This is a genomic window from Ruegeria sp. CH6 (genome assembly GCF_056537005.1).
Genome location: NZ_JBQFQS010000002.1, coordinates 1 through 25,763 on the forward strand (window position 1 = coordinate 1; position 25,763 = coordinate 25,763).

Annotated in this window: 24 protein-coding genes; 11 read left to right on the forward strand and 13 right to left on the reverse strand. The window is 56.4% G+C overall.

Features of this window, described 5'->3' with window-relative positions:
- The first annotated feature begins 282 nt into the window (after nt 1-282).
- Nucleotides 283-1,044 carry an NAD kinase gene (locus tag ACR0CW_RS04275; RefSeq protein WP_155151829.1) on the forward strand — a complete coding sequence of 254 codons (762 nt, stop codon included), beginning with the start codon at nt 283-285 and terminating at the stop codon, nt 1,042-1,044.
- A 282-nt stretch (nt 1,045-1,326) separates the two neighbouring features.
- Here ACR0CW_RS04275 and ACR0CW_RS04280 read toward each other — a convergent pair whose 3' ends face one another.
- From ACR0CW_RS04280 to ACR0CW_RS04295, 4 genes are all read right to left on the reverse strand, one after another.
- On the reverse strand, nt 1,327-2,766 hold the full coding sequence (locus tag ACR0CW_RS04280; RefSeq protein WP_480786931.1) for an amidase family protein: 1,440 nt from the start codon (nt 2,764-2,766) through the stop codon (nt 1,327-1,329).
- Nucleotides 2,767-2,858: 92 nt separating this feature from the next.
- On the reverse strand, nt 2,859-4,748 hold the full coding sequence (gene prpE / locus ACR0CW_RS04285) for a propionate-CoA ligase PrpE (RefSeq protein WP_480786932.1): 1,890 nt from the start codon (nt 4,746-4,748) through the stop codon (nt 2,859-2,861).
- Nucleotides 4,749-4,979: 231 nt separating this feature from the next.
- Nucleotides 4,980-5,369: a GFA family protein gene (locus ACR0CW_RS04290; RefSeq protein WP_170335321.1), complete on the reverse strand. Its 390-nt coding sequence runs from the start codon at nt 5,367-5,369 to the stop codon at nt 4,980-4,982.
- Between the two features lie 47 nt (nt 5,370-5,416).
- Complete coding sequence (locus ACR0CW_RS04295; protein ID WP_480786933.1) at nt 5,417-7,690, reverse strand: NADP-dependent malic enzyme; 2,274 nt, start codon at nt 7,688-7,690, stop codon at nt 5,417-5,419.
- Between the two features lie 142 nt (nt 7,691-7,832).
- Between ACR0CW_RS04295 and ACR0CW_RS04300 the strand changes: the two genes are divergently transcribed.
- The 6 genes from ACR0CW_RS04300 to upp all read left to right on the forward strand — a co-directional run bounded on the left by ACR0CW_RS04300 (nt 7,833) and on the right by upp (nt 13,546).
- Nucleotides 7,833-8,918: a cupin domain-containing protein gene (locus ACR0CW_RS04300; RefSeq protein ID WP_480786934.1), complete on the forward strand. Its 1,086-nt coding sequence runs from the start codon at nt 7,833-7,835 to the stop codon at nt 8,916-8,918.
- 105 nt (nt 8,919-9,023) lie between these two features.
- Nucleotides 9,024-9,407 (forward strand): cytidine deaminase, encoded by a 384-nt coding sequence (locus ACR0CW_RS04305; protein ID WP_155151814.1) that lies wholly within the window; start codon nt 9,024-9,026, stop codon nt 9,405-9,407.
- Between the two features lie 11 nt (nt 9,408-9,418).
- Nucleotides 9,419-10,726 (forward strand): thymidine phosphorylase, encoded by a 1,308-nt coding sequence (locus ACR0CW_RS04310; protein WP_480786935.1) that lies wholly within the window; start codon nt 9,419-9,421, stop codon nt 10,724-10,726.
- A complete protein-coding gene (locus ACR0CW_RS04315) occupies nt 10,723-11,934 on the forward strand; it encodes a phosphopentomutase (protein ID WP_480786936.1) in 1,212 nt (403 codons plus the stop codon). Before ACR0CW_RS04310 ends, ACR0CW_RS04315 begins: the two co-directional genes overlap by 4 nt.
- The gene (locus ACR0CW_RS04320; RefSeq protein ID WP_155151808.1) at nt 11,931-12,917 is read left to right on the forward strand and encodes an adenosine deaminase; all 987 of its coding nucleotides are present in this window, start codon (nt 11,931-11,933) and stop codon (nt 12,915-12,917) included. Before ACR0CW_RS04315 ends, ACR0CW_RS04320 begins: the two co-directional genes overlap by 4 nt.
- Nucleotides 12,914-13,546: a uracil phosphoribosyltransferase gene (gene upp / locus ACR0CW_RS04325; RefSeq protein ID WP_480786937.1), complete on the forward strand. Its 633-nt coding sequence runs from the start codon at nt 12,914-12,916 to the stop codon at nt 13,544-13,546. Before ACR0CW_RS04320 ends, upp begins: the two co-directional genes overlap by 4 nt.
- Nucleotides 13,547-13,552: 6 nt before the next feature.
- Here upp and ACR0CW_RS04330 read toward each other — a convergent pair whose 3' ends face one another.
- Nucleotides 13,553-14,566 carry a hypothetical protein gene (locus tag ACR0CW_RS04330; RefSeq protein ID WP_480786938.1) on the reverse strand — a complete coding sequence of 338 codons (1,014 nt, stop codon included), beginning with the start codon at nt 14,564-14,566 and terminating at the stop codon, nt 13,553-13,555.
- A gap of 154 nt (nt 14,567-14,720) precedes the next feature.
- Here ACR0CW_RS04330 and ACR0CW_RS04335 point away from each other — a divergent pair, with 154 nt between their 5' ends.
- Nucleotides 14,721-15,656 carry a DMT family transporter gene (locus tag ACR0CW_RS04335; RefSeq protein ID WP_480786939.1) on the forward strand — a complete coding sequence of 312 codons (936 nt, stop codon included), beginning with the start codon at nt 14,721-14,723 and terminating at the stop codon, nt 15,654-15,656.
- A gap of 403 nt (nt 15,657-16,059) precedes the next feature.
- Entirely contained in the window at nt 16,060-16,833 is a 774-nt protein-coding gene (locus ACR0CW_RS04340) for a Hint domain-containing protein (protein ID WP_480786940.1), read from the forward strand.
- Between the two features lie 55 nt (nt 16,834-16,888).
- Here the strand turns inward: ACR0CW_RS04340 and ACR0CW_RS04345 are convergent, their stop codons facing one another.
- The 8 genes from ACR0CW_RS04345 to ACR0CW_RS04380 form a co-directional block, all read right to left on the reverse strand.
- The gene (locus ACR0CW_RS04345) at nt 16,889-19,090 is read right to left on the reverse strand and encodes a 3-hydroxyacyl-CoA dehydrogenase NAD-binding domain-containing protein (RefSeq protein ID WP_480786941.1); all 2,202 of its coding nucleotides are present in this window, start codon (nt 19,088-19,090) and stop codon (nt 16,889-16,891) included.
- The gene (locus tag ACR0CW_RS04350; protein ID WP_480786942.1) at nt 19,083-19,571 is read right to left on the reverse strand and encodes a cupin domain-containing protein; all 489 of its coding nucleotides are present in this window, start codon (nt 19,569-19,571) and stop codon (nt 19,083-19,085) included. The genes ACR0CW_RS04345 and ACR0CW_RS04350 overlap by 8 nt, the downstream gene beginning before the upstream one ends.
- Nucleotides 19,571-20,782 carry an acetyl-CoA C-acetyltransferase gene (locus ACR0CW_RS04355; protein WP_480786943.1) on the reverse strand — a complete coding sequence of 404 codons (1,212 nt, stop codon included), beginning with the start codon at nt 20,780-20,782 and terminating at the stop codon, nt 19,571-19,573. The genes ACR0CW_RS04350 and ACR0CW_RS04355 overlap by 1 nt, the downstream gene beginning before the upstream one ends.
- 11 nt (nt 20,783-20,793) lie before the next feature.
- Nucleotides 20,794-21,432, reverse strand: a complete 639-nt coding sequence (locus tag ACR0CW_RS04360) for a glutathione S-transferase family protein (protein WP_480786944.1) — start codon at nt 21,430-21,432, stop codon at nt 20,794-20,796.
- Nucleotides 21,433-21,564: 132 nt separating this feature from the next.
- The gene (locus ACR0CW_RS04365; RefSeq protein ID WP_155151783.1) at nt 21,565-21,777 is read right to left on the reverse strand and encodes a hypothetical protein; all 213 of its coding nucleotides are present in this window, start codon (nt 21,775-21,777) and stop codon (nt 21,565-21,567) included.
- A gap of 54 nt (nt 21,778-21,831) precedes the next feature.
- Nucleotides 21,832-23,613, reverse strand: a complete 1,782-nt coding sequence (locus ACR0CW_RS04370; RefSeq protein WP_480786945.1) for an acyl-CoA dehydrogenase C-terminal domain-containing protein — start codon at nt 23,611-23,613, stop codon at nt 21,832-21,834.
- Between the two features lie 48 nt (nt 23,614-23,661).
- Nucleotides 23,662-24,063, reverse strand: coding sequence for a MerR family transcriptional regulator (locus ACR0CW_RS04375; RefSeq protein ID WP_155151779.1), 402 nt, complete (start codon nt 24,061-24,063; stop codon nt 23,662-23,664).
- Nucleotides 24,064-24,340: 277 nt separating this feature from the next.
- Complete coding sequence (locus ACR0CW_RS04380) at nt 24,341-24,709, reverse strand: MerR family transcriptional regulator (protein WP_155151776.1); 369 nt, start codon at nt 24,707-24,709, stop codon at nt 24,341-24,343.
- A 114-nt stretch (nt 24,710-24,823) separates the two neighbouring features.
- Between ACR0CW_RS04380 and ACR0CW_RS04385 the strand changes: the two genes are divergently transcribed.
- Nucleotides 24,824-25,243 carry a PaaI family thioesterase gene (locus ACR0CW_RS04385; protein WP_480786946.1) on the forward strand — a complete coding sequence of 140 codons (420 nt, stop codon included), beginning with the start codon at nt 24,824-24,826 and terminating at the stop codon, nt 25,241-25,243.
- A 1-nt stretch (nt 25,244) separates the two neighbouring features.
- A complete protein-coding gene (locus ACR0CW_RS04390) occupies nt 25,245-25,763 on the forward strand; it encodes a PaaI family thioesterase (RefSeq protein ID WP_480786947.1) in 519 nt (172 codons plus the stop codon).

The following is a 25,763-nucleotide window of genomic DNA, read 5'->3' on the forward strand; positions in this document are numbered from 1 at the left end:
CTCGATCTCGTCGCGCTGACGGCCCAGCTCGGACGTGATCGAGCCAAAAAGCTCAGGATCACGGTCAGACAAGGACTGGGTGAAAAATCCGGTGTCACGAAGATTGGCGTTCATGGGCGCTCCACATGGCTGGGTAAGATTCTTGCGGATTTCCTATCGGAAACGGCACATCCGAGAAAGGCTGTAAAGCGACGAATTGGCCCGCTGCGGCGTCAAGTCTGGCCTATCGGGGAAAGGTATGTTTGTTTCGGAACCAAATGCGCAGCACCGGAAACGCAAAACATGACTAAGAGAATCGCCTTCCTCGCCAGCGAAGTCGAAGTGGCCCAATCCGCGCGGGAAAGCTTGGTGGCGCTGTATGGTAATGCAGCACCAAGGGACGCAGATGTCATCGTGGCACTGGGTGGTGATGGCTTCATGCTGCACACGCTGCACAATACGCAGCATCTGAATATACCCGTCTACGGCATGAACCGCGGAACCATCGGCTTTCTGATGAACGAGTATGGGCAAGCCGATCTGATCGAGCGACTGAACGCTGCTGAGGAAGAAGTTATCAATCCGCTGGCCATGACAGCCATGGATCAATCCGGAAAAACGCACCAAGCGCTTGCGATCAACGAGGTTTCGCTACTGCGAGCAGGTCCGCAAGCTGCACGTTTGAAGATCAGTGTCGATGGCCGCGTACGGCTGGCCGAGTTGGTTTGTGACGGTGCGCTGCTGTCCACCCCAGCGGGCTCAACAGCCTACAACTATTCTGCGCATGGACCGATTCTGCCGATCGGTTCAGACGTTCTGGCATTGACTGCCATTGCTGCATTTCGCCCCAGACGCTGGCGCGGTGCTTTGCTGCCCAAAATAGCGCAAGTGCGCTTTGATGTACTTGAGGCTGACAAACGCCCGGTCATGGCAGATGCCGATTCGATATCATTTCCCGATATCGACTGGGTTGAGATTCGCTCGGATTCTTCTGTTCAGCATCGAATACTGTTTGACCCGGGGCATGGGCTTGAAGAGCGCCTAATATCAGAACAATTCACATAATTTTCTCAGAAATGCGGGAAATCGCATTCGTTATGTGAACTGGTTCACATGCGCAGGCTTAACAATGAGTTACCGTGATCTTGCCCGGAGAACACGCCAAGGTGGGAGTGAGTGGCCACCAAACGGCGTTTTCGGATGATTGCGCAGTTTTCGCGCTGGCGAGGGTGGGTGGTGCTACGCTCGTTATCTAATCTGGGCATATTTTATTATGCGGACCCCGGGTACAAAAAACCCGGGGTCAATTTCGTTTAGCGTCTTTGTCTGCAGATCGGGACTGGCGGTTTACTCAGTCTTGCCCATTTTGTTCCAAAGCGCCGATGCCATTTGGCCTACGCGTTCTTCGATCACCAAAGCGGCATCGACAGCCAAGTCCTCACGCCAGCGCTGAGCTGAGATTTGAACGTTTATGGGCTGCTGCCCCAGGGGCAAATCCGCCAAGCGTGATGGAACACATGCTGCAGGCAGTCCAAGGAAGTTCATCGCGTAGGAGTAGACTGCGCACCCTAGCACTTCATGCACACCTTCTGCCCCCTCGGTATCTCTGTCCGGTCTAAAGAAAGGCTGCGGCAGGAAGGGAGACAATACCAAAGGGTAGTCCTGCAGGAACAATGACCACTCACGGGCATAGTAGCTTCGTTGCGCCATCATCCGCAGTAGGTCAGTTTCCAGTATGGGTGGGAATTCCTGAAAGTAGACGTCAAAGATATCGCGGATTGTCTGCGATCCGGCAGCTTCGATATCACCCTTCATCATGGTCAGGACTTCGCCCATCAACGCGCGATACCCGTTGCGGCCGCATTCGAATACATCGGGTGGGTCAATTTCCTCGACGTGATAGCCCGCATCAACCAACGCCTCGCGCGCCGTGTCCAACGCTTTTTCGACTTCGGGATGCAGGGCATACCCGAATGTGTTTTTGGTGAATGCAACCTTGATCGGCTCCTTCACTGTCTCACCTCGCCAAGGCATGGGCACATGAAACGGGTCGCGTGGGTCAGCAGTAATGAGGCTAGGCATAGACAGATGCAGGTCGGCTGCGGAACGTGTGATCAGCCCCTGTACCGACATGGATTGTGCAAGCAATCCGCGTTCGGCTTTTTGGCTCGGATTCCAGGCCGGGACACGGCCCAGCCCAGGTTTGACGGTTACGGCTCCGTTCGCGGCGGCTGGAAACCTCAGGCTGCCGCCAATGTCGTTTCCGTGCGCAAGCGCTCCGATCCCCGCCATCACGGCGGCACCTGCACCACCAGACGAACCGCCGGGTGATATGTGATCTCCCCAGGGGTTGTACGTACGGCCGTGAAGCGGATTGTCGGTGTCGGCGCGAAACGAGAATTCTGGTGTGTTCGTGCGCCCGATCACGATGGCCCCTGCGTTTTGCAGATTGGCGACGATCGGAGCGTCGTCCGGTGCGATCACATCCTTAAGCGCAATAACACCGTTGGTGGTGGCGTGACCTTTTTGATCGACGTTGATTTTGATGGTCACGGGCACGCCATGAAGCGGACCCGTAGGCTCGCCTTGCGCTTTGGAGTTGTCCAGGGCACGCGCGCGCTCCAAAGCTTCGGACCCCAAATCCTCGACCACTGCATTGAGGGCTGGATTGACTTCGTGCATGCGGTCGAGCGAGCTTTGAACTGTCTCCTCAGCGCTCAAATCACCGTTTCGCGTCAACGCGGTCAGTTCCGTGGCGCTGAGACGCCAGATGTCACTCTGTTCCATGTGCCCTCCCGTTTAGGGGCACAGTAGGAGGTCTGCGGGGCGTTGCAACCCTGCTGCGCAACTGGGGCGGCGGGCAACCGCCCCGAGTTCGATTACTGGGCGTACCCGATGGATTTCAGAGCAACCGAAATCTCATCCAGAATGGCTGGATCGTCGATTGTAGCAGGCATCTTGTAATCCTTGCCGTCTGCGATCGAAACCATAGTTCCCCGCAGAATCTTGCCCGAACGTGTCTTGGGCAGTCGATCAACAACAACAGCCAGTTTGAATGCTGCGACAGGTCCAATCTTGTCCCGAACCATTTTAACGACGTCCTGTACGACATCCGGGTGATCCCGATCAGATCCGGCGTTCAGGCAGAGGAAGCCAACTGGCATCTGCCCTTTGAGCTGATCCGAAACTCCGATCACCGCACATTCGGCGACGTCTGGATGGGCGGCCAGAACCTCCTCCATGGCGCCGGTCGACAGGCGGTGACCCGCGACGTTGATCACATCATCGGTACGCGCCATGATGTAGAGATACCCGTCTTCATCAATCATGCCAGCATCACCGGTTTCGTAGTATCCCGGGAAATGCTCCAGATATGATTTCTTGAAACGATCCTCTGCATTCCAAAGTGTCGGCAATGTCCCGGGGGGCAATGGCAGCTTTATCGCAATCGCGCCCAACTCGCCCGGCTTCATCGGATGTCCACCTTCGTCAAGGATTTGCACATCGTAACCGGGCATCGGCTTGGCTGGCGAGCCGAGCTTGATTGGCAATTCTTCGATCCCCAGCGGGTTTCCAGCAATCGTCCAGCCGGTTTCGGTCTGCCACCAATGGTCGATGACCGGAACTTTCAGTGCATCCTGCGCCCATACGATGGTGTCCGGGTCTGCGCGTTCACCTGCCAGAAACAACGCTTTCAACTGAGAGAGATCATACTTTGACAGCAATTCCCCTTTGGGATCTTCGCGCTTCACGGCTCGGATAGCCGTGGGCGCTGTGAAGAAGCTTTTGACCTTATGTTCGGAAATCACTCGCCAGAATGTGCCGGCATCCGGCGTGCCGACGGGCTTACCTTCGAACACAATGGTTGTGTTGCCGTGGATCAAAGGGGCGTAGCAAATGTAGGAATGGCCGACGACCCAGCCAACATCTGATGCGGCCCAGAACACATCACCCGGGTCGACGTTGTAGATGTTCTTCATTGACCAGTTCAACGCAACGAGGTGGCCCGCCGTGGGGCGAACAACGCCTTTGGGGGCACCTGTCGTGCCGGAGGTATAGAGGATATAGGCCGGGTCATTGCCTGATACGGGAACGCATTCGGCAGGCTCGACACCGTACTGAAAGCCGTGCCAGTTCACGTCACGCCCTTCGATCAATTGCGCGACTTCCTGTTCGCGCTGGAAGATTACACAGAAATCGGGCTTGTGGCTGGCCATATCGATGGCCCCGTCGAGCAGGGGTTTGTAGTGGACCACACGTCCGGGCTCCATCCCGCACGAGGCGGCAATGATCGCCTTGGGTTTTGCGTCATCTATCCGAACTGCCAATTCGTTGCTGGCAAAGCCGCCAAACACCACCGAATGTACAGCGCCCAGACGGGCACAGGCGAGCATCGCCTCAAGCGCCTCGGGGATCATCGGCATGTAAATGATGACCCGGTCACCTTTCCCGATCCCCTTGGCGCGCAAAGCGCCGGCGAGCGTGGCGACTCGATTGCGCAGTTCAACATACGAAATTTCGCGCTTGGTATGGGTGATGGGGCTGTCGTAAATAATTGCCGTCTGTTCGCCGCGTCCGTTTTCGACGTGACGGTCGACTGCATTCCAACAGGTGTTCACCTTGGCGTCGCAGAACCATTCATAAAGCGGGGCGTTTTCATCGAACAGGGCTTTGGACGGTTTTTCGACCCAGTCGATACCCTTGGCAGCCTCCATCCAGAATGCCTCAGGGTCGCTTTCCCAGCTCTCATATACGTCCTGAAACGCCATGGCTCTCTCCTCCCAAATTCTCTGCGCATCGTGTTAGGCATCCAATCGACATCGGGCAAGCAGCTCGAATGACGACGCGTCAGTTTATCGCGAAATATTTGCAGAATTAGGAAATTGGGGTTGCAAATTTTTGCAAAACACCATGGTTAGCAGGAATTTGAGGCAATCTTCCTAACATTTTGCAAATTTGAATAACATAAGGTGCAAATACCCCTTTGAACGAGATTCGGTTCACTCAGCCGATTTAGAGTAACGTGGCAGCGTGTCCTGGATGTTCAGCCAATGCAGGTGATCCGAGTGAAACACATGAAAGCGTGGTGGTAGTGTGTCAGGATCGTCCAACGTTGCAGTGTACAGGTGTATGTTCACCTTATCACGTGCATTTCGATAGGCCATTTGGGTGCCACAGGCGCCACAAAATAAACGTTCGACATCATCCGAAGATCGATAAATGTGGGGGGCATTCCCTGACCATTTGACGGCTTCATGCGGCAAGCCAAAAAAGGCAGTCACGGGCGAAGCACAATTGCGCCGACAATCAGCGCAATGGCAATAGCAACTCCATGCGATCTCGGCCTCGCTTTCCCAGCGAACGGCCTTGCAGTGACAATGTCCCTTCATGTGACCTCCCCTTACGCAAAGGGCGGCCACGCCTGTCGCCGCCGAGTTTAACCGTAGTGTGCGACTGGCGTTCCTGCAATTGCTGCCATGTTCAAAAGGCCGCGCGCAGTGATTGAAGGGGTTACGATATGTGCCTTGTTACCCATACCCATCAGGATCGGACCAACCTCGATGCCGTCTGCTTTCATCTTGAGAATGTTGCGAACGCCGCTTGCTGCGTCTGCATGGGCAAAGATCAGGACGTTTGCCGGGCCCTTCAGGCGAGAATTTGGAAAAATACGTTCCCGCAGTTCCGGGTCCAAAGCGACATCCAGATTCATCTCGCCCTCATACATGAAATCGCGAGGTTTGCTGTCCAGAATTGAGATCGCTTCACGCAGGCGCTTGCCCGACCCCTCGGCTTGGTTGCCAAATTGCGATTGTGAGCAGAAGGCAATCTTGGGCTCAAGGCCAAAGCGGCGCACATGACGTGCTGCGCCGAGAGTAATCTCAGCCAGCTCTTCGGGCGTGGGAAGTTGTCGAACGTGGGTGTCGGCAATGAACAGAGGGCCATCTTCAAGGATCATCAGCGACAACGCCCCATGTGGACGCAGATCACCATCGTCCAGCACCTGTTCGACGTAGTTCAGATGCCAGCGATATTCGCCAAAGGTACCGCAAATCATGCTGTCGGCTTCACCCCTATGGACCATGATCGCAGCAATGGCGGTGTTGTTCGTGCGCATGATCGCCTTGGCCAAATCAGGGGTCACACCACGGCGCTCCATCAGCTTGTGATACGAGTTCCAGTAGTCGTAGTACCGCGGGTCATTGTGCGGGTTGACGATCTGAAAATCTTGTCCGGGCCGAACCACCAGCCCCAGCTTTTCGCAGCGTGCTTCGATGACCTCGGGCCGACCAATTAGAATAGGCGTTTCCGTGGTCTCTTCGAGTATGGCCTGTGCAGCCCGAAGGACGCGCTCGTCTTCGCCTTCGGCAAATACGATCCGGCGCGAGGCGACAGCGGCCGCTTCGAAAACCGGGCGCATCAGCAGGGCTGATTTAAACACCGTTTGATTAAGGCGTTCTTTATAGGCCTCGAGGTCAGTAATCGGTCGTTTGGCCACGCCGCTGTCCATCGCTGCCTTTGCGACAGCTGAAGAAACGACGCCAACCAGGCGTGGATCAAACGGCTTTGGGATCAGATAGTCGGGGCCAAAGGTGAGCTGTTCACCTTTGTACGCTGCAGCTGCCTCGGCGCTGGTTGTCGCGCGAGCCATCTCGGCGATGCCGTCGACGCAAGCGATTTGCATCTCGTCATTGATCTCGGTTGCACCGACATCCAACGCGCCCCGAAAGATGAAAGGAAAGCAAAGGACGTTGTTGACCTGGTTAGGGAAGTCACTGCGTCCCGTTGCGATAATCGCATTCGGGGCAACCTCTCGTGCAGCTTGTGGCAGGATTTCCGGGGTCGGGTTGGCCAGCGCAAAGATAATCGGCCGATCGGCCATCTTCTCAACCATTTCGGGCTTCAGTACGTTTGGGCCTGAAAGACCCAGAAACAGATCAGCGCCGCCGACTACATCATCCAGTGTGCGCAGATCAGACTTTTGCGCGAATTGATCTTTGTGAGGGTTCATGTCCTCGGCACGGCCTTCATAAACAAGCCCGTGAATATCGCAGAGCCAGATGTTCTCACGCTTCACGCCAAGCTTTACCAGCATGTTCAGACATGCGATCCCGGCTGCGCCACCACCGGTTGAAACGACTTTGATATCCTCAAAGCTTTTTCCTGCAACGTGCAGGGCGTTTTTAGCTGCTGCCCCGACCACAATGGCGGTGCCATGCTGATCGTCGTGGAAAACAGGAATATTCATCCGTTCGCGGCACAGTTTCTCTACGGTAAAGCAGTCTGGTGCCTTGATGTCTTCGAGATTGATGGCGCCAAATGTGGGTTCCAGTGCACAGACGATATCCGCCAGCTTTTCAGGATCGGGTTGGTTCACCTCGATATCAAAGCAGTCTATGCCCGCAAATTTCTTGAACAGAACGGCCTTGCCTTCCATTACCGGCTTTGACGCCAGCGCACCGATATTGCCAAGGCCAAGGACGGCTGTTCCGTTCGAAACCACAGCCACCAGATTGCCACGCGACGTATAGAGTTCGGCGTTGGAAGGATCGCTTTTGATTTCCAGACTGGCCTCGGCCACGCCGGGCGAATAGGCGCGGGCCAGATCACGTCCGTTTGCCATCGGTTTTGTGGCTTTGATTTCCAGCTTACCGGGTTTCGGATGCTCGTGATATTCAAGTGCCGCCTGGCGCAGACTGGGTGTATCGGACATTGCAAACCTTCCCGTTCAAAATTTAGTTTAGTGCTAAACTATTTCTGACGCGGGGGAAACATTGAATTGAAACCGCATGTTTTCAGGCAGTGTCTTGCAAAACCTATTGCCCGCATACACTGTCGCCGCAGAGGAGAATAGCATGACCGACACCATAGCCGAATTCCGCATACCAACCAAAGAATTACGAGATGACATTCCGTTTTACACCAAGGTGTTGGGAATGCGGATGGACATGATTTATCCGGCTGATGATCCCAGTACTGCGGTCTTTTCCGGTCATGGCTTGCGACTGAGGATTGAGAAGGATGCCCCTGAAGGGCCGGGCACCTTGCGTATCCTGACCGAAAACCCGGATGGCTTTGCGGATGGAAGGCGCAGTCTTGTTGCCCCGAACGGGACACGAATCGAGATTGAAGAGCGAAACCCACCACTGGTCATGCCTGAAACAGTTCATTCCTATGTGGTCAGGCGCCTAAAGGATCAGGCCCCCTGGATTATCGGACGTGCAGGAATGCATTATCGTGATCTGGTGCCGGACCGGCTTGGCGGGTCCATCATCGCCAGCCACATCCGCATTCCCGATGGTGGGCCGGTCCCAGACATGGTTCATTTTCACAAAGTCGGATTTCAGCTGATCTTCTGCATTCACGGTTGGGTGGACGTGGTCTACGAGGATCAGGGCCAGAAGATGCGGTTGACTGCTGGAGATTGCTTTATCCAGCCGCCCGAAATCCGGCACCGCGTGCTGGAGGCGTCGGATAATGTTCAGGTAATCGAGATCGGCGTGCCGGCTGAACACGTGACCGAGATCGATCATGAAATGGAATTGCCAACACCGCACTTCCGGCCTGATCGGGAATGGGACGGGCAACGGTTCGTCTATAATCAGGCAAAAGACGCCGAATGGGTTCCGTTCCGATTGCCGGGTTACATTTGCCGGGACACTACGATTGCAGAGAATACCAAGGGCGTTGCCGGAGTTCAGGTGGTCCGGCGGGGGCAGGGTGATCCGGTTTGGGCCAGCCATGACACAGATATCCACTTTACCTTCGTTATGAATGGCGAAGTGACGCTTGAGGGGGACGGTCGCGATCCCTATCGGCTTGAGCACGGTGATGCCTTTGTCATTCCTCCGGGAATGCGAACCCGGTTGTCTGATCCGACCGATGACATCGAACTGCTTGAGGTTACATTGCCGGGAACATTCGACACGACGCTGGATTAGGCTGAAAACCGCTGCGTAAAACGGCACCCGGGGGCTTCAAATCCCCGGGTGCTTTCATTTAGAGTATGAACTTCTGACCAGATGATCAAAAAATGGGGAATCGCCATGTCACTCAAAGATGCCGCCTTGAAAGTGCGCGAGAACGCCCATGCGCCGTATTCAAACTTCAAAGTTGGCGCGGCTGTGCGGTCTGGTTCAGGAACTGTCTATTCAGGCTGCAACGTTGAAAACGTGGCCTATCCCGAAGGAACCTGTGCCGAGGCGGGTGCAATTGCCGCCATGGTCGCTGCCGGGGAAAAAGAACTAACCGAAGTATATGTGGTGGCGTCCAGCCCCCAACCTGTTCCCCCATGCGGTGGATGTCGCCAGAAACTGGCCGAATTCGGTAAGGGCGATGTGGTTGTTACAATGGCAACCGTTGATGGCGTCGAAACCAAGACAACGATCGCCGATCTGCTACCCGGCGCTTTCAACGCCTCCTTTATGTAAGGCCCAACCTGATGGATGCCCGATCGATCATCGCAAAACTGCGCCGTCATGAGGTGCCGACTGCCAAGGAACTGTCCTGGTTTGCCCAAGGCCTTGCCGATGGTGTCGTAAGTGATGCTCAGGCCGGGGCTTTTGCCATGGCGGTCTGTATGGGTGGTTTGGGCGCGCAAGGCCGTGCCGCACTTACGCTGGCTATGCGAGACAGCGGTGATGTGCTGACATGGGATCTGGATGGCCCGGTGATCGACAAACACTCAACCGGAGGGGTCGGGGATTGCGTGAGCCTGATCCTGGCGCCTGCGCTTGCGGAATGCGGGGCTTTTGTGCCGATGATCTCGGGCCGTGGTCTTGGTCACACCGGAGGTACGCTCGATAAACTTGAAGCCATTCCCGGTGTTAGTACCCAGATTGGGCAGGATCGTTTGGCTCAGATCCTGAAAGAAACCGGCGCTGCGATCGTTGGTGCCACCGCTCAGATCGCGCCCGCTGATAAACGACTATATGCGATCCGGGATGTTACGGCGACGGTGGAAAGCCTCGATCTGATCACCGCATCAATCCTGTCAAAGAAGCTGGCCGCCAGCCCGGATGCCCTGGTTCTTGATGTAAAAGTTGGCAGCGGTGCTTTCATGAAAAGCATTGAAGATGCGCGCAAGCTGGCAACTGCTTTGAGCGAGACTGCAAATGCTGCCGGCTGCAAGACTTCGGCGGTGATCACCGATATGGACCAGCCGCTGGCCTCTTCTCTGGGCAATGCCCTGGAGGTTTCGGAGGTTATGAAAGTCCTGACGGCGGGGCATGACACGCCCTTAGCTGAGATTTCGGCCGAGTTGGGTGGCGTTTTGCTGGCCGATGCCGGTGTCGTCTCGACAGCTGAGGAAGGTCGTGAGAGGATCGCCGATGTGATCCGCGATGGTCGGGCTGCCGAACGCTTTGGCCGGATGATGGCGGCAGTTGGTGCGCCGTTGGGATTTGTCGAGGATTGGTCGCGCTATCTACCCGAGGCAAGCGTCATTCTCGAAGTACCTGCTCAGGACAATGGCTACATCACTGCGATTGATGGCGAGGCATTGGGTCTTGCGGTTGTGGCGTTAGGTGGCGGACGTCAGGTGGAAAGCGATGTGATCGACCCAGCAGTCGGTATCTCTGGCATTGTGCGCTTGGGGGATCATATCACCAGAGGCGCTCCCCTTGCCGTGGTGCACGCAGCAAGAGAAGACGCAGCGAAGAAAGCCGCAGAGACGATAGTACGGGCCGTGACGATTGGTTCAGATCCAGCCGAAGCGCCAAGCCTTATCCATGAGAGGATAACCGCGTGACCCGTGCATTTCTCGTTGTCATGGATTCGGTTGGTATTGGCGGTGCACCTGATGCCGATCAGTTTTTCAATGGCGACAACCCGGACTTTGGCGCAAACACGCTGGCTCATATTGCGCAGGCCTGTGCTGATGGTCGGGCCGAAGATGGTCGGTCAGGCGCATTGCATTTGCCCAATCTCGATAGTCTGGGTCTGGGCGCGGCTGTACGATTGGCGTCAGGTGCAGAAACACCAGGTTTGAACACTCAGCCCACCGGCACTTGGGGCTGCGCACGCGAGCATTCGCCGGGTAAGGATACGCCTTCGGGACATTGGGAACTGGCTGGATTGCCGGTGCCGTGGGATTGGCATTACTTTCCGGACACCGTTCCCGCATTTCCTGATGATCTGAGCCTCGCTGCAGCTCAGGCAGCGGGGGCCGAGGGAATTTTGGGAAACTGCCATGCCTCAGGCACAGCGATTATCGCTGAGTTGGGTGCAGAGCATATGCGCACCGGATGGCCGATCTGCTATACCTCAGCTGACAGTGTGTTTCAGATTGCCGCGCATGAAGACAGCTTTGGCCTCGAACGCCTGCTGGACATGTGCAAGACACTTGCACCGCGCCTGCACGAAATGAAAGTAGGGCGCGTCATTGCCCGCCCGTTTACCGGATCGCCGGAGCAAGGTTTCACCCGCACAACCAACCGCAAGGACTTTGCCATCCTCCCTCCCGCGCCGGTTCTGACCAACTGGGTGCAGGATGCCGGGCGCAGGGTTCATGCTGTGGGGAAGATCGGCGATATCTTCTCGATGCAGGGGATCGATACCTTGCGTAAGGGATCGGATGCCGAATTGATGGTCCATCTGTCCAATCTGGTGGATGAGGCCGAAAAGGGCAGCCTGACATTCGCCAATTTTGTAGAGTTTGACAGCCTTTACGGCCACCGCCGCGATATCAGCGGATACGCCCGCGCGTTGGAATGGTTTGATCGTGAGATTGGTTTGATTATGCAAAAACTGCGACCGGGTGATCTGATGCTACTGACCGCAGATCATGGCAACGACCCAAGCTGGATCGGAACGGATCACACGCGCGAACAGGTGCCGGTCCTGATTGCAGGGCATGGGGCAGGCCAGATTGGCCAGGTTGACTTTGCCGATGTCGCCGCCAGCATTGCCCACCATCTGAACATACCGGCACAAGGACCGGGAAGGAATTTTCTATGACCGTCGCTGACGTTCCCAAGATCGAGCTTCATCTGCATCACGAAGGTGCAGCGCCGCCAGCCTTTATCCGACAGCTTGCGCATGAAAAGCGTATTGACCTGAGCGGTATCTTTAAACCTGATGGCAGCTATGATTTTCGTGATTTCGCACACTTTCTGAGCGTCTATGAGGCTGCTTGCGAAGTGTTGAAAACGCCAGAGGATTTTCGCCGTCTGACGCTGGCAATTCTGGAAGAAAGCGCCGCAAACGGGGTTGTTTATTCCGAAACCTTCCTCAGCCCTGACTTTTGCGGCGGTGGCGATCTGCATGCATGGCGGGATTATCTGAATGCGATTCAGGATGCTGCGGATGAGGCTGAACGCAAGTTTGACATTACTCTGCGTGGCGTTGTCACTTGTGTTCGCCATTTCGGTCCAGAGCAGTCCAGGCAAAGCGCGATATGCGCAGCCGAAACCGCAGGTGACTGGATCACTGGCTTTGGTATGGGGGGAAACGAATCCGTCGGACGACAGGGCGACTACAAATGGGCCTTTGAATGTGCGCGTGAAGCCGGTTTGCGCCTGACGACGCATGCCGGAGAATTTGGTGGCCCCGAAAGCGTGCGTGATGCTGTACGCGATCTGGGAGTCGAGAGGATCGGTCATGGCGTCCGGGCCATTGAAGATCCGGATCTGGTGCATGAGCTTGTCGATCGGGATGTAACCTTGGAGGTATGCCCGGGATCGAACGTTGTGCTGGGGTTGTTCCCTGACTTTGGAGCGCATCCTATTGCGCGTCTTCGCGATGCCGGGGTTAATGTCACCGTCTCTACAGACGATCCGCCGTTTTTTCATACGACGATGCGGCGTGAATATGAGATGCTGAGCGAAGCATTCGGCTGGACTGCCGAAGACTTTGCCGCGCTGAACGATACGGCCCTGAACGCGGCCTTTTGCAACGAAGAGACCCGCGAACGGGTTAAAAAGAGACTGGAGAAGTCATGAGCGATCATCTGACTGTCGTTGATCACCCGCTGGTACAGCACAAACTGACGCTCATGCGGGACAAGGGAACTTCGACCGCTGTGTTCAGGCAGCTGCTGCGCGAGATTACCTTGCTGCTGGCTTATGAGGTTACGCGTGAAATGCCTCAGACCACGCGCCACATCGAAACACCGATGGAGGAGATGGATGCGCCAATCCTCGCGGGTAAGAAACTGGCGCTGGTGTCGATCCTGCGTGCGGGCAACGGGATGCTGGACGGTGTGCTAGAGCTGATCCCGTCAGCGCGGGTCGGTTTTGTTGGCCTCTACCGCGACGAAGAAACACTGAAGCCTGTGCAGTATTACTTTAAAGCACCCGAAGGGCTGAAAGATCGTTTGGTCATCGCAGTAGATCCCATGCTGGCAACCGGCAACAGCTCGGCTGCGGCGATTGATCTGTTGAAAGAGGCAGGTGCCAAGGACATCCGCTTCCTGTGCCTGCTCGCCGCGCCCGAAGGTGTCGCGCGCATGAAAGAAGCGCATCCTGATGTGAAAATTGTCACGGCAGCACTGGATCGCGAGTTGAATTCCAAAGGCTATATCATGCCTGGTCTGGGCGATGCGGGTGACCGCATGTTCGGTACGAAGTAGTCGTTTCTAGTCGCCACAAATGTTTTGCAGCTGGACCCAATCACGGTCCGGCAGAACCTGTTCGAGTGTCCGACCCGCCATAGGGTCGGCCTCGATCAGTCCCAGAACGGTTTCGCCAGTAATATCACGTGCGTATGCGTAGGGTGTCGAGGGCAATGCCGCCTGCGCAAAAACTGCGAGAAGGTCCTCATCCGAAATTTCCGGACGTGGCTCTGCCAAAACCTGTTCAGTATATGTGTCCACAATTGTCGGTGTGAGCTGGCCTGTTGTCAGCAACCTGAATGCCGCTGAAGGTCCGGTGTGATCGAGCAAATCGTCAAGCGGATCGATTTGTTTGGCACGCGCTCGTTCAGCGATGATGTAACCAGCGGCGACCGCCGGATCCTCATGATCTTCGACCAATGACCGGTTGAGCAACACGGTGCCACCCGGCAGGCTCATGCTGTCTTTCACCCCGGCTGGCAGGATGATGATCTGGCGCACACCGGTGCGCTGGGCCAGTTTGTCCAAAGAACCCTGAGCATCATCAGAAGCGCAAGCTTTCCCCGATACTCGTTCGATACGCTGCAGGATCGTGTTGCCGATATCCTGTCGTTTGATTTCAGGCACTACCGATACCACGTGGCTTTGCAGTGCACCCGGAAGCCACAGCAGCAATACGGCTGCAACGGCTGCAACAACCCCTCCGACACTCAGCCAACGTAGGCGGCCGGGGTGCGGGCGGGCCCTGTCGATCGCACGTTGCAGGCGATCGATCGCTTCGATCATGGTCGTCTCGGTTTCGGCGAGTTCCAGGGTTTCTCCGGGATCGCCGTCCGGATTGAATATCGCGGGGTAGGTGCCCGGGTTCTGTCGCTCCAAAGCCGCAAGAGACCAGTGGGTCAGAGCACGATCATTAAAATCCGAGATTGTAAGGGTCGCTTCGCCAATCGAGACCACAACCTCGCGCCTTTGATCATCAGGCGAGGGGCGCCACAGACCGGTGGCTTCGATCCGCTGGTACTGTTTAAGTGCCGTCATTGAACTGGTTACTGCTCGTTCTTGTTTGATCAAAGCTTAGCATGTCGTGTTCATGGGGCGCAAACTTGTTGCGCTGAGTTTCGCAAATGTGCTGGATAGCGTGAAGCGTGGATTTGTTGGCCCGATAAACGGCCACATTTGTTTGAGACAAAGAATGCAGACTGACAGTCACTCTTCGCCGATGTTGGCCTCTGTGCTGATGGTTTCATCGATGGCCATCATCGGTGTCATCGATAACTTTGTAATCAGGTTGGCCGAGTCCATCGGCCTGTGGCAATTCCATATGAGCCGGGCCATGTTGATGCTGCCCCTGATAGCCGGACTGTCGCTATTGGGTCTTGGGACTCTGCGCCCTCAGCGCTTTGGCATCGTTGTGATACGAAGCGTTTTGATTACTATAGCGATGCTGTTCTATTTTAGTTCGTTGGCATTGATGCCAATCGCACAAGCGCTGGCTGGGTTGTTTACTTCACCCATATTCGTTCTTTTGATTTCTGCACTGATGTTAAAACAACAGATCGGCCCCTGGCGCATTCTAGCGGTGATGGTTGGGTTTGCGGGCATTCTGTGTGTGCTGCAGCCTGATCCCGGGGATTTTGATGTTTTGACGTTGTTGCCCGTGGCAGGTGGCTTTTTCTACGCACTGAGTGCGATCGTGACGCGCACACATTGCGCCAACGAAAGCACGGTGGCCTTGTTGGCCGCCATGATCATGACACTTGGGTTGGCCGGCGCAATTGGGCTGGCGTTCTTTACGCTTTTTCCAACAGTTTCCCCTGAAGGGCCGGATGGATTTGTGACACGTGGCTGGGTGTGGCCGATGGATCTGGCATTGCCCTGGGTTATGATACAGGCCGTTGGTTCGACAATTGCAGTGTTTATGCTGATCAAGGCCTATCAGCTTGGCGAACCTTCCTACGTGGCGGTTTTCGAATACTCGGTCATGATCTTTGGCCCGATGTTCGCATGGGTCGCTATGGGGCAAACGATCGGCGTCATGCAGGTTACCGGAATTGGATTGATTGCCACCGCTGGCGCTCTGTTGGGTTGGAGGGCAGGGCGCACATCTGCTGAACCTCAGGAGGGATAGGCCGCAGGCTATCGTTTTGTTGGCATTTATCGTGCCTGTCCAAACAAAGCCAATCTGTCCCTACATCCGTTTGGAGTATCCCGGGCTTGCATTGTAGCAGGTTTGCACTTCAGATTGAGAGCTAGAATTCCCCGTTACTTTACAGCCAAGGATACAAATTCGTGGAAATGGACCGTGCGGTAGATAACCGAAGATTCGGATGTAGTCTTAAATTACCTGCTCATATCAAGTTTCCAATATGGAAATAAACAAAGATATACGAGATTGAATGTGTCCATTGAAGCGTTCAATACCCCTGATGCAGGCCCAAATCGGGCGCAAATATGTCAAAAATAAGTCATTCCGCTCATTCCCGTGCTAGCACTTTGTAATCGTTTGTAAGTGCCACAAGGGGGTGAGGCACGTGTTAGAAGTAGTGAGTATTCGTAGTTTTTCAGAGCAGCCTGACAGTGTTGATCAAACAAGTTCGCAAAAGGCTGTCACCGCCCGTCGCGGTGGATTTCTGCATGGTACAAAGATCGCGACCACCAGTGGTTGGAAGCTGGTAGAGCAGATTGCCGTTGGCGATCTTGTTCGCACGCTGGATCATGGTTTCAGGGAAGTAAGACGTGTCTCAGTCGACCGGGTTATCATACCGGAAGGGGAAACCCGCGCAGAAAACCTGCCGATCTATGTGCCTGCGCAGGCGGCCTATAACGGACGACCAGTCTGGTTGATGCCGGAACAGGGGGTTGCCTTGGATCTCAGCAAGATCGACTCCGAAGCTGGTGGCTTTTCGGTCGTTCCAGCGAGATTGCTCAGCGGCAAATGTAGGTTGAGTTCACAATCGCCGGGCTCGACATTCGAAGTCCGCACGCTGTTCTTCGATGAAGATGAAGTGATTTTTGTTCAAGGTGGCTTGCAGGCTTTCTGCTCCTCCGGTCGCTTTAGCATGCGTCCACGACCAAACCGGATAAGCTATCCCGTCGCCGAGGAAGAAGAAGCTGCGGCTTTAACAGAACTGATTGCGAAAAAGGGCGACCTATCTGCCCTTGCAAACCCGTTGGGTGCGCTGCCTGCACCCATCCCGCAGGAACCGATTTTTCCGATCCGCCCCCCTTCGGGGATAAGGCGGCCGGGACGTCCTGGCCGGCCTAATCTGCCCGCCTTGTTTCTGCGGCCTGAATGGCAGACCTAACCAAACACCACGAGAATGATGCAGGCGCATGGTATCATGCGCCTGCATCAATTTGTTAAGCGGCTTTTGCCTCAGGGTTGAAACGACCGTAGAAGCTCTGACCCTTTTCCGCCATCTCACGCAGCAGGGGCGGGCAGGCGAAACGATCGCCATACTGTGCTGCCAACTGGTCGCAACGCTCGGCCGCGTAGGGCGTGCCGATGATGTCCAGCCAGCTGAGCGGGCCACCGGACCACGGTGCAAAGCCCCAGCCAAGGATCGCGCCCACATCGCCTTCGCGGATGTCTTCCAGAACACCCTCCTCCAGCGCGCGAACCGCTTCCAGAACCTGTGCGAACATCAGACGTTCCTGTACCTCGATCAGGTCAGGCTGGTCTTCGGCATGCGGGTACTTCTCTTGCAGGCCTTTCCAGTATTCGACACGCTTGCCTTTTTCGTCATAGTCGAAGAAGCCCGCGTTTGCCTTGCGACCCAGACGGCCCTGTTCTTCCATCCAGAAGATCAGATCGTCCGAGGGGCTTTCCGGGTAGGCGTCGCCCATCGCTGCCTTGGTCGCACGTGCGATCTTGGCACCCAGATCAATCGAGGTCTCATCGGTCAGCTGAATTGGTCCCACAGGGAAGCCCAGTTGACGCGCCGCGTTGTCGATCAGCACTGGGTTCACACCCTCGGCAATCATCCGCACACCTTCGTTGATGTAAGGAATGATGCAGCGGTTTGCGTAGAAGAAGCGCGCATCGTTGACGACGATCGGTGTCTTGCGGATCTGGCGCACATAGTCCAGCGCCTTGGCCACCGCGCGATCACCGGTTTCCTTGCCCTTGATGATCTCGACCAGGAACATCTTCTCGACCGGCGAGAAGAAGTGGATGCCGATGAACTGATCCGGACGCACGGATGCTTTGGCCAGATCGGTGATCGGCAGAGTCGAGGTGTTCGAGGCAAAGATGCAGTCCTCGGGGATGATCGCCTCGACCTTCTTGGTCATCTCGGCCTTGACGCCAACGTCCTCGAAGACCGCTTCGATGATCAGGTCGCAGCCTTTGAGGTTGTCCAGATCCGGGGTCGCGGTGATGCGGGCCAGCATGGCCTCTTTTTTCTCAGCCGTGACTTTGCCGCGCTTCATACCCTTGTCCAGATAGGTCTCGGTATAGGCCTTACCCTTGTCAGCAGCTTCCTGGTCGCGGTCCACAAGAACCACTTCCATACCGGCCTGCGCCGACACCAGCGCGATACCAGCACCCATCATGCCTGCGCCCAGAACGCCGATCTTCTTGACCGACTGATCCGGAACACCTGCAGGACGTACAGCACCTTTCTCCAACGCTTCCTTGTTCAGGAACAGCGAACGGATCATCGCACCCGAGGAGGGGTTCATCAGAACAGAGGTGAACCAACGCGCTTCGATCTTCAGGGCGGTGTCGAAATCGACAAGCGCACCTTCATAGACCGCGCTCAGCAGAGCTTTGGCAGCAGGGAACGCACCTTGAGTCTTGCCGTTCACCATCGCCGAGGCACCGACGAAGTTCATGAAGCCTGCGGGATGGTAGGGGGCACCACCGGGCATCTTATAGCCCTTCGCGTCCCAAGGCTTGACCAGATCGGCTTCCTTGGCGTTCAGCACCCATTCCTTGGCCGCGGCCATCGGGTCGGCTGCGATCTCGTCGATATAGCCCGCGCCTTTGGCTTTCTTGACGTCCAGCATCTTGCCTTCTAGCAACAGCGGAGCAGCGGCAATTGCGCCAACCTTGCGGACCATCCGCGTGGTGCCGCCTGCGCCGGGGAAAATGCCGACCATGATTTCGGGCAGGCCGTACTTCGCCTTGGGGTTTTCTGCTGCAAAGATGCGGTGCGTGGATAGGGGCAGCTCCATACCGATGCCCGCAGCGGTGCCGGGCAGAACAGTAGCAATCGGCTTGCCGCCTTTCTTGGTCTTGGGATCCATGCCCGCCAGTTCGATCTTCCGCAGCAGGGCGTGCATTTGCATCGTGCCCTCGAACAGACCTTTAGCTGGGTTGTCACCCGCCTGTTCTTTCATCACCGCCAGCAGATTCAGGTCCATGCCTCCGGCGAAGGAACCTTCCTTGCCCGAGGTAATGATGATGCCTTTGACCTCGTCATCAGCCAGCGCCTGATCGATCTGATCGCTCAACTGCGCCAGCCCGTCAAAGGACATCACGTTCATGGTTTTCCCGGGCACGTCCCAGGTAATAATGGCGACGCCGTCCGCGTCCTTCGTCAGAGTGAAATCAGTCATTGTCATCTCCAATCTGGTCAGCCGTCAGCGGGCTGCCATCCTTGCGGGTGAAGGAGAATCCGTTCTCATCATCCTTCACCATCATGTCTATGTCGCTGTAATAGCCGGTCTCGGTCGGGGTCCGTGTGCCCACTACCAAAAAGGTCGCGGGCGCATCGGTTTTGTTCACAAGGTGGTGGCCGTTGGCCTCACCTGCGGGCCAAGCGGCGCAATCGCCGGGCTGCATCTCATGCTCACCATCGTCATTGATCAGCACGCAGGTGCCGCTGAGCATGATGGCAAATTCGTCCTGCTCCATGTGGTAATGGCGCAGCGAAGACATGCCTTGCGGTTCCAACCGCACGATGTTGACCCCGTATTGGGACAGCCCGCCTGCATCACCCACACGCTGCACGAAACGACCTGCGGTCGCCTCGGCCAGCTTGCCGGGATAGGACGAGCCTCCCTTGAACGGGATCTGAGAGAGATCCAGCTTGGGCATCAGACCCGCTCGATAATGGTTGCTGCACCCATGCCGGACGCGATGCAGAGCGTGGCCAGACCGGTTTCCTTGTCCTGACGCTCCAGCTCATCCAGCAGCGTGCCGATGATCATCGCACCGGTCGCACCCAGCGGGTGACCCATCGCGATCGAGCCGCCGTTGACGTTTACCAGCGCCGGATCGACGTCGAATGCCTGCTGGAAGCGCAACACGACCGACGCGAAGGCTTCGTTCACTTCGAACAGGTCCAGATCGCTGATCTTCATACCGTTGTCGGCCAGAATTTTCTCGGTCACAGGAACCGGGCCGGTTAGCATGATGGTCGGGTCGGTACCAATCTTGGCGGTCGCTTTGATCCGGGCGCGCGGCTTGAGGCCGTATTTCTCACCGAATTCCTTGTTGCCGATCAGAACAGCCGCCGCACCATCCACGATGCCCGAGCTGTTGCCGGCGTGGTGGATGTGGTTCACGCGCTCAAGATGCGGGTATTTCAGCATCGCGACCTTGTCGAAGCCGGGCATCTGCTCACCCATCATCTGGAAGGACGGGTTCAGGGCCCCGAGGCTCTGCATGTCGGTGCCGGGGCGCATGTACTCGTCGCGATCTAGAATGGTCAGGCCATTCTGGTCCTTGACGGTGATGACCGACTTTTCGAAACGGTTGTCGGCCCATGCCTCTGCGGCGCGCTTTTGCGATTCAACCGCCAGCGCGTCAGCGTCATCACGGGAGAAACCGTACTCAGTCGCAATAATGTCGGCTGAGATACCCTGCGGAACGAAATAGGTCTCCATCGCCAGCGAAGGGTCAACGGCAATCGCCGCACCGTCGCTGCCCATGGCCACACGGCCCATCATCTCGACACCGCCAGCGATGTAAGCCTCTCCCGCGCCGCCTTTGACCTGGTTTGCCGCCAGATTCACGGCCTCCATGCCGGATGCGCAGAAACGGTTGATCGCCAGACCAGGGATCGATTCATCCAGGTCCGAGGCCAGAACAGCCGAGCGCGCCAGACAGCCGCCTTGCTCCATCACTTGGGTGACGTTGCCCCAGATAACGTCCTCAACGGCGTGGCCTTCGAGGTTGTTACGCTCTTTCATCGCGTTCAGGGTCAGGGCGGACAGGCGCACCGAGGTTACCTCGTGCAGGCTGCCATCCTTACGGCCCTTGCCGCGCGGGGTGCGCAGGGCATCATAAATATAAGCTTCGGTCATGGGTCTTCTCCTCAAGCTCGATCCGACGGGTTGCCGGGCATCAGGTCATAGGGGTGTTTCCAGCCAGGCTGCTCGGACAAGCGAGACAGCCAGGCGTCGATATGGGGCCAGTCGGCGCGGTCAAAGCCGAATGGTTCGGGGTAATAGAGATAGCCGCAACAGCTGATGTCGGCGTTGGTGACACCATTGCCGACAATCCAGTCGCGACCGTCCAGATAATCGTTCAGCACCTGATAGGCCGCCTTCAGTCGCCCCTGATTGAAAGCGATCACATCGGGGTTGCGGTGCTGTTCCGGGAGGAAATTGATCAGGAAACGGGTCAGGCCGGCCATCGAGCTGAGCTTGTGATTATCCCACAGCACCCAGCGCAGAATGTCGTAATTCTCCTCCCGGTCCTTACCGCCAAACTTGCCCGACTTCTCGGTCACATAGGCCTGAATGGCACCGGATTGGCTGGTGCGGAAATCACCGTCGATCAGGACAGGTGCTTCACCCATCTCATTCACTTCGGCGCGAAACTCGGGCGTACGGGTGACACCTTTGAAGAAATCTACAAAGACCGGTTCCCACTCCAGTCCGGACATTTCCAAGGCCAATGCTGCCTTGTAGCTGTTTCCACTTTCTCCGAAGCAATGAAGTTTGATGGTCATGCGATCGCCCCTCCCAAGGCGCATGGTGCGAAGTCGTCATTTGCGTATTTCGAGAAAGACCAACCATCAGGCAGAATGCCTTGGGTCTGCCTTTCTGAAAACACGCCCACCTGAAACAGGTGGTCGGCGTGGTTAGCGTTTCCGCGCTTCAAGCTCGGAATTGAAAATGCGCAGTCGGTGGGTCAGGTTCTCCTCATCAATCACGCTGTTGAAATTCTCGAACAGAAACGACAGTGCCTCGCCTTCATCCAGACCTGCCTCACGCGAGAATGCCTTGAGCTTGCGATATCCGTCTTCAGTCATTGCAACGGGAAAGCGGCGGGTCAGGCGAAAACGTTTTGGCATGTGGTTCCTCCGGTAAGCTGGGTCCGGGCAATGTTACCCGGACCCAGACTGTGATCAGAAGTTCGCCGCGTCCAGAGCCATGACCGTGTCCGCACCCGTCTGAATGCGCGACAGGTGCATCGCAGTCGCGGGCAGGCGGCGCGCCATGTAGAAGCGGCCAGTGTTGATCTTGGTCTCGTAGAACTCTTTGTCCGAAGCACCACCGTCCAGCGCTTCCTGAGCGGCTTTAGCCATCTGCGCCCACATAAGGCCCAGGCAGACATGGCCGAACATGTGCATGAAGTCATAAGAACCGGACAGAGCGTTGTTCGGGTTCTTCATGCCTTCCTGCATGAAGTACATGCCAGCGGACTGCAGGTCCTTGGACGCTGCTTTCAGCGGTTCGATGAATGCCTTGTCATAGGCTTCGTCCTTGCCACCGTTTTCCTTGCAGAAGGATTTGACCATTTCGAAGAAGGCCATGACATGCTTGCCGCCATCCTGTGCCAGTTTACGGCCGACAAGGTCCAGCGCCTGAACGCCGTTTGCACCTTCGTAGATCATCGCGATGCGGGCGTCGCGGGTGTATTGCGACATGCCCCATTCTTCGATGTAGCCGTGGCCGCCATAGACCTGCTGTGCCTGCACGGTCATATCGTAGCCTTCATCCGTCAAGAAGCCTTTGATGACTGGGGTCAGCAGCGAGATCAGGCCGTCCGCGTCCTTATCGCCCGAGCGGTGCGCCTTGTCGATCATGGTCGCGCCCCAGAGGATGAACGCGCGGGCGCCTTCGGTGAAGCTTTTCTGATCCATCAGGTTACGGCGGATGTCGGGGTGAACGATCAACGGATCGGCGGGGCCGTCCGGGTTCTTCACACCTGTTACGTCGCGGCCCTGCAGGCGGTCCTTGGCGTATTCGACGGCATTCTGGTAGGCGGCCTCAGCCTGCGACAGGCCTTGCATGCCCACACCCAGACGCGCTTCGTTCATCATGGTGAACATCGCGCGCATACCTTTGTGCTCTTCGCCCAGCAGCCAGCCGGTGGCTTCGTCATAGTTCATGACGCAGGTTGAGTTGCCGTGGATGCCCATCTTCTCTTCGATCTTGCCGACCGAAACGCCGTTACGCTCACCCGGGGTGCCGTCTTCGTTCACGATGAACTTGGGCACGATGAACAGTGACACGCCCTTGATGCCTTCGGGGCCACCGGGGATTTTGGCCAGTACCAGGTGGATGATGTTGTCGGCCATGTCGTGATCGCCAGCCGAGATAAAGATCTTCTGGCCCGAGATTTTATAGCTGCCGTCGCCCTGCGGTTCCGCCTTGGTGCGCATCAGACCCAGATCGGTGCCGCAATGCGGTTCGGTCAGGTTCATGGTCCCAGTCCATTCACAGCTGACCATGTTGGGCAGGTACTTGTTTTTCTGCTCGTCGGTTCCGTGGGCCAGAATTGCCGACGCCGCGCCGTGCGTCAGGCCCTGATACATCACGAATGCCTGATTTGCGCCCGAGAACATCTCGCCAACAGCGGTACCCAGCACATAGGGCATGTTCTGGCCGCCATACTCTTCCGGCATGTCGAGTCCAGTCCAGCCGCCTTCCTTCATCTGCTCGAAGGCGTCTTTGAAACCGGTGGGGGTGTATACGATACCGTTTTCCAGACGACACCCTTCGGTGTCTCCAACAACGTTCAGTGGGTGCAGAACATTGGAGGCAACTTTGCCTGCTTCTTCCAGAACTGCGCCGGTAAATTCGGTCTCAAGTTCGCTGTAACCCGGAATGTCGGATTCCGAGACTTTCAGAACATCGTGCAGAATGAACTGCGTATCTTTTGTTGGCGCGTTGTAAACGGGCATGTGAAGCTCCCTTAATTCAGATGTCCGGGTGACAGGCAGGCGAGGGTATTACTCGGCGGCCTTCTTTTCCTGTTTCATCGAGGCGATAACTTTCTCGCCCCAGCGCAACTGTTCCTTCAGATCGTCGATGGCCTGAGTCAGCTCTTCGCGACGTGATTCCATATCAGCCAGACGTTCGCAGGCGATTTCATACGTGCGGGTCATCTGGGTCAGTTGCTGATCGTCCACGTGGTACAGATCCAGAAGCTGCCGGATTTCCTCGAGGCTGAAACCAAAGCGTTTGCCGCGCAGGATCAGTTTGAGCCTGGCGCGATCCCGTTTCGTGAACAGGCGTTTCTGGCCCTCACGGATCGGGAACAGAAGCTCTTTGGCCTCGTAGAACCGCAAGGTTCGCGGCGTGACATCATATGCCTCGCACATCTCGCGGATGGTCATCAGATCTTCAGTCATAGGTCATACTCTCGGTCACTGGCGTCATGAGATATGAGTTGCGCAGTCGATGCCCGCTTTACAACATGAGAGTGACGTTTACGTAATGCAGACGCTACGTCACAAATAAATTGACGTAACATCCGGTCGCGTAAAGTTGGATTTCGGTAATTTTGTTGCCGTTACGTAAAGGTCGCATCGGGCTTCAAACGTACAACGAAACTTAGCTCACGGATGACCCGCGAGCCTAAAAACAGCTTCCGCTCATTTGAGGTACTGCGCCGTTAGGCGGAGGCGTCTAGCGCAGCGATTTCGCCGTCTGATCCCGCAGGCGAGTCAGTTCGTCCATGGCTTCGTCCAGTTGCTGCCGTTGTTGGCGCAGTTCTTCCATCTGACGATCAGCCATCTCGACGAAGGTCGCCATTTGGGCCTGGTTTCCCTGATCTTCATAGATCAGCAACCACTGGCGAATCTCTTCCAGCGGAAATCCGAATCTGCGTCCGCGCATGATCAGTTTCATGCGTGCGCGTTCCCGAGCGCCATAAAAACGGGATCGTCCCTCGCGATCCGGCTGTAGCAGCTCGATATACTCATAGTAGCGCAGGGTGCGCGGAGTCACATCGAACTCAGCGCACATCTCTTTGAATGACAAACGGTTGTCGGACATCCCTGTTCTCCTTGCCAGCAACCTATGGTGTCATGAAAGCAAGCGCAACAGGCAGGCTTGCCCTTTGCGTCAACTGAGGCTCATAAAGGGATTAACTCAGAAGGACGCAAACCTATGGTCGACAAGACAGTTCTGGCCCGCCAGTTCATCGAGGCAATCCCGCATGCGCGGGCCTTGGGCCTTACTTTGACGCATATCGGCTCAGGCGAGGCTGAGATCACCATGCCCTATAACGAGGATCTGATCGGAGATCCGCGTACAGGTGTGATTCACGGCGGTGCGGTTTCGGCCATGCTGGATACCTGCTGCGGAGCGGCAGTGATGAGCCACCCGTCGGCGCCCGGTGGAACCGCGACCATCGACCTGCGCATTGATTACATGCGTGCTGCAACGCCGGGGCAGATGCTTATCACCCGGGCCAGCTGCTATCACATCACACGCAATGTTGCCTTCGTGCGAGCCACTGCGATGGATGACGATCAGGAACGTCCTGTTGCAACCGCAACAGGATCATTCACCGTGGAGCGCAAGTAAGATGGCCCGTTCCCGTCCCGAACCCATGCAGGTGGTCAAGCAAAGACGTGACGCAGCGCTTCGTGCCCTCGTCGAGGGTGTGCCATACATGCGGTTCCTCAATATCGGGTTCGATCGCCGGGGTGATGAGCTGACCGGTGTTTTGAATTTTGACGAAAAACTGATCGGCAATCCTTTTCTGCCAGCCGTCCATGGTGGAGTGACTGCTGCCTTTCTGGAGGTGACCGCTGTCATAACGCTCAGTTGGGAACATATGTTTCCACGGATCGAAAGCGGTGAAATCGATGCTGACGATATCATAACGAATGAGAACATCCGCTTTCCAAAGACCATCGACTTCACCGTCGACTACCTGCGATCGGGATTGCCGCGCGATGCCTATGCACGTGCATTCGTCAGCCGATCCGGTCGCCGCTATGCCTCAGTTCGGGTCGAAGCCTGGCAGGACAATCATGCCAAGCTCTTTGCGCAGGGAACTGGACATTTTCTGATGCCGCAGCCTCCGTCCGACAAAGGTTAA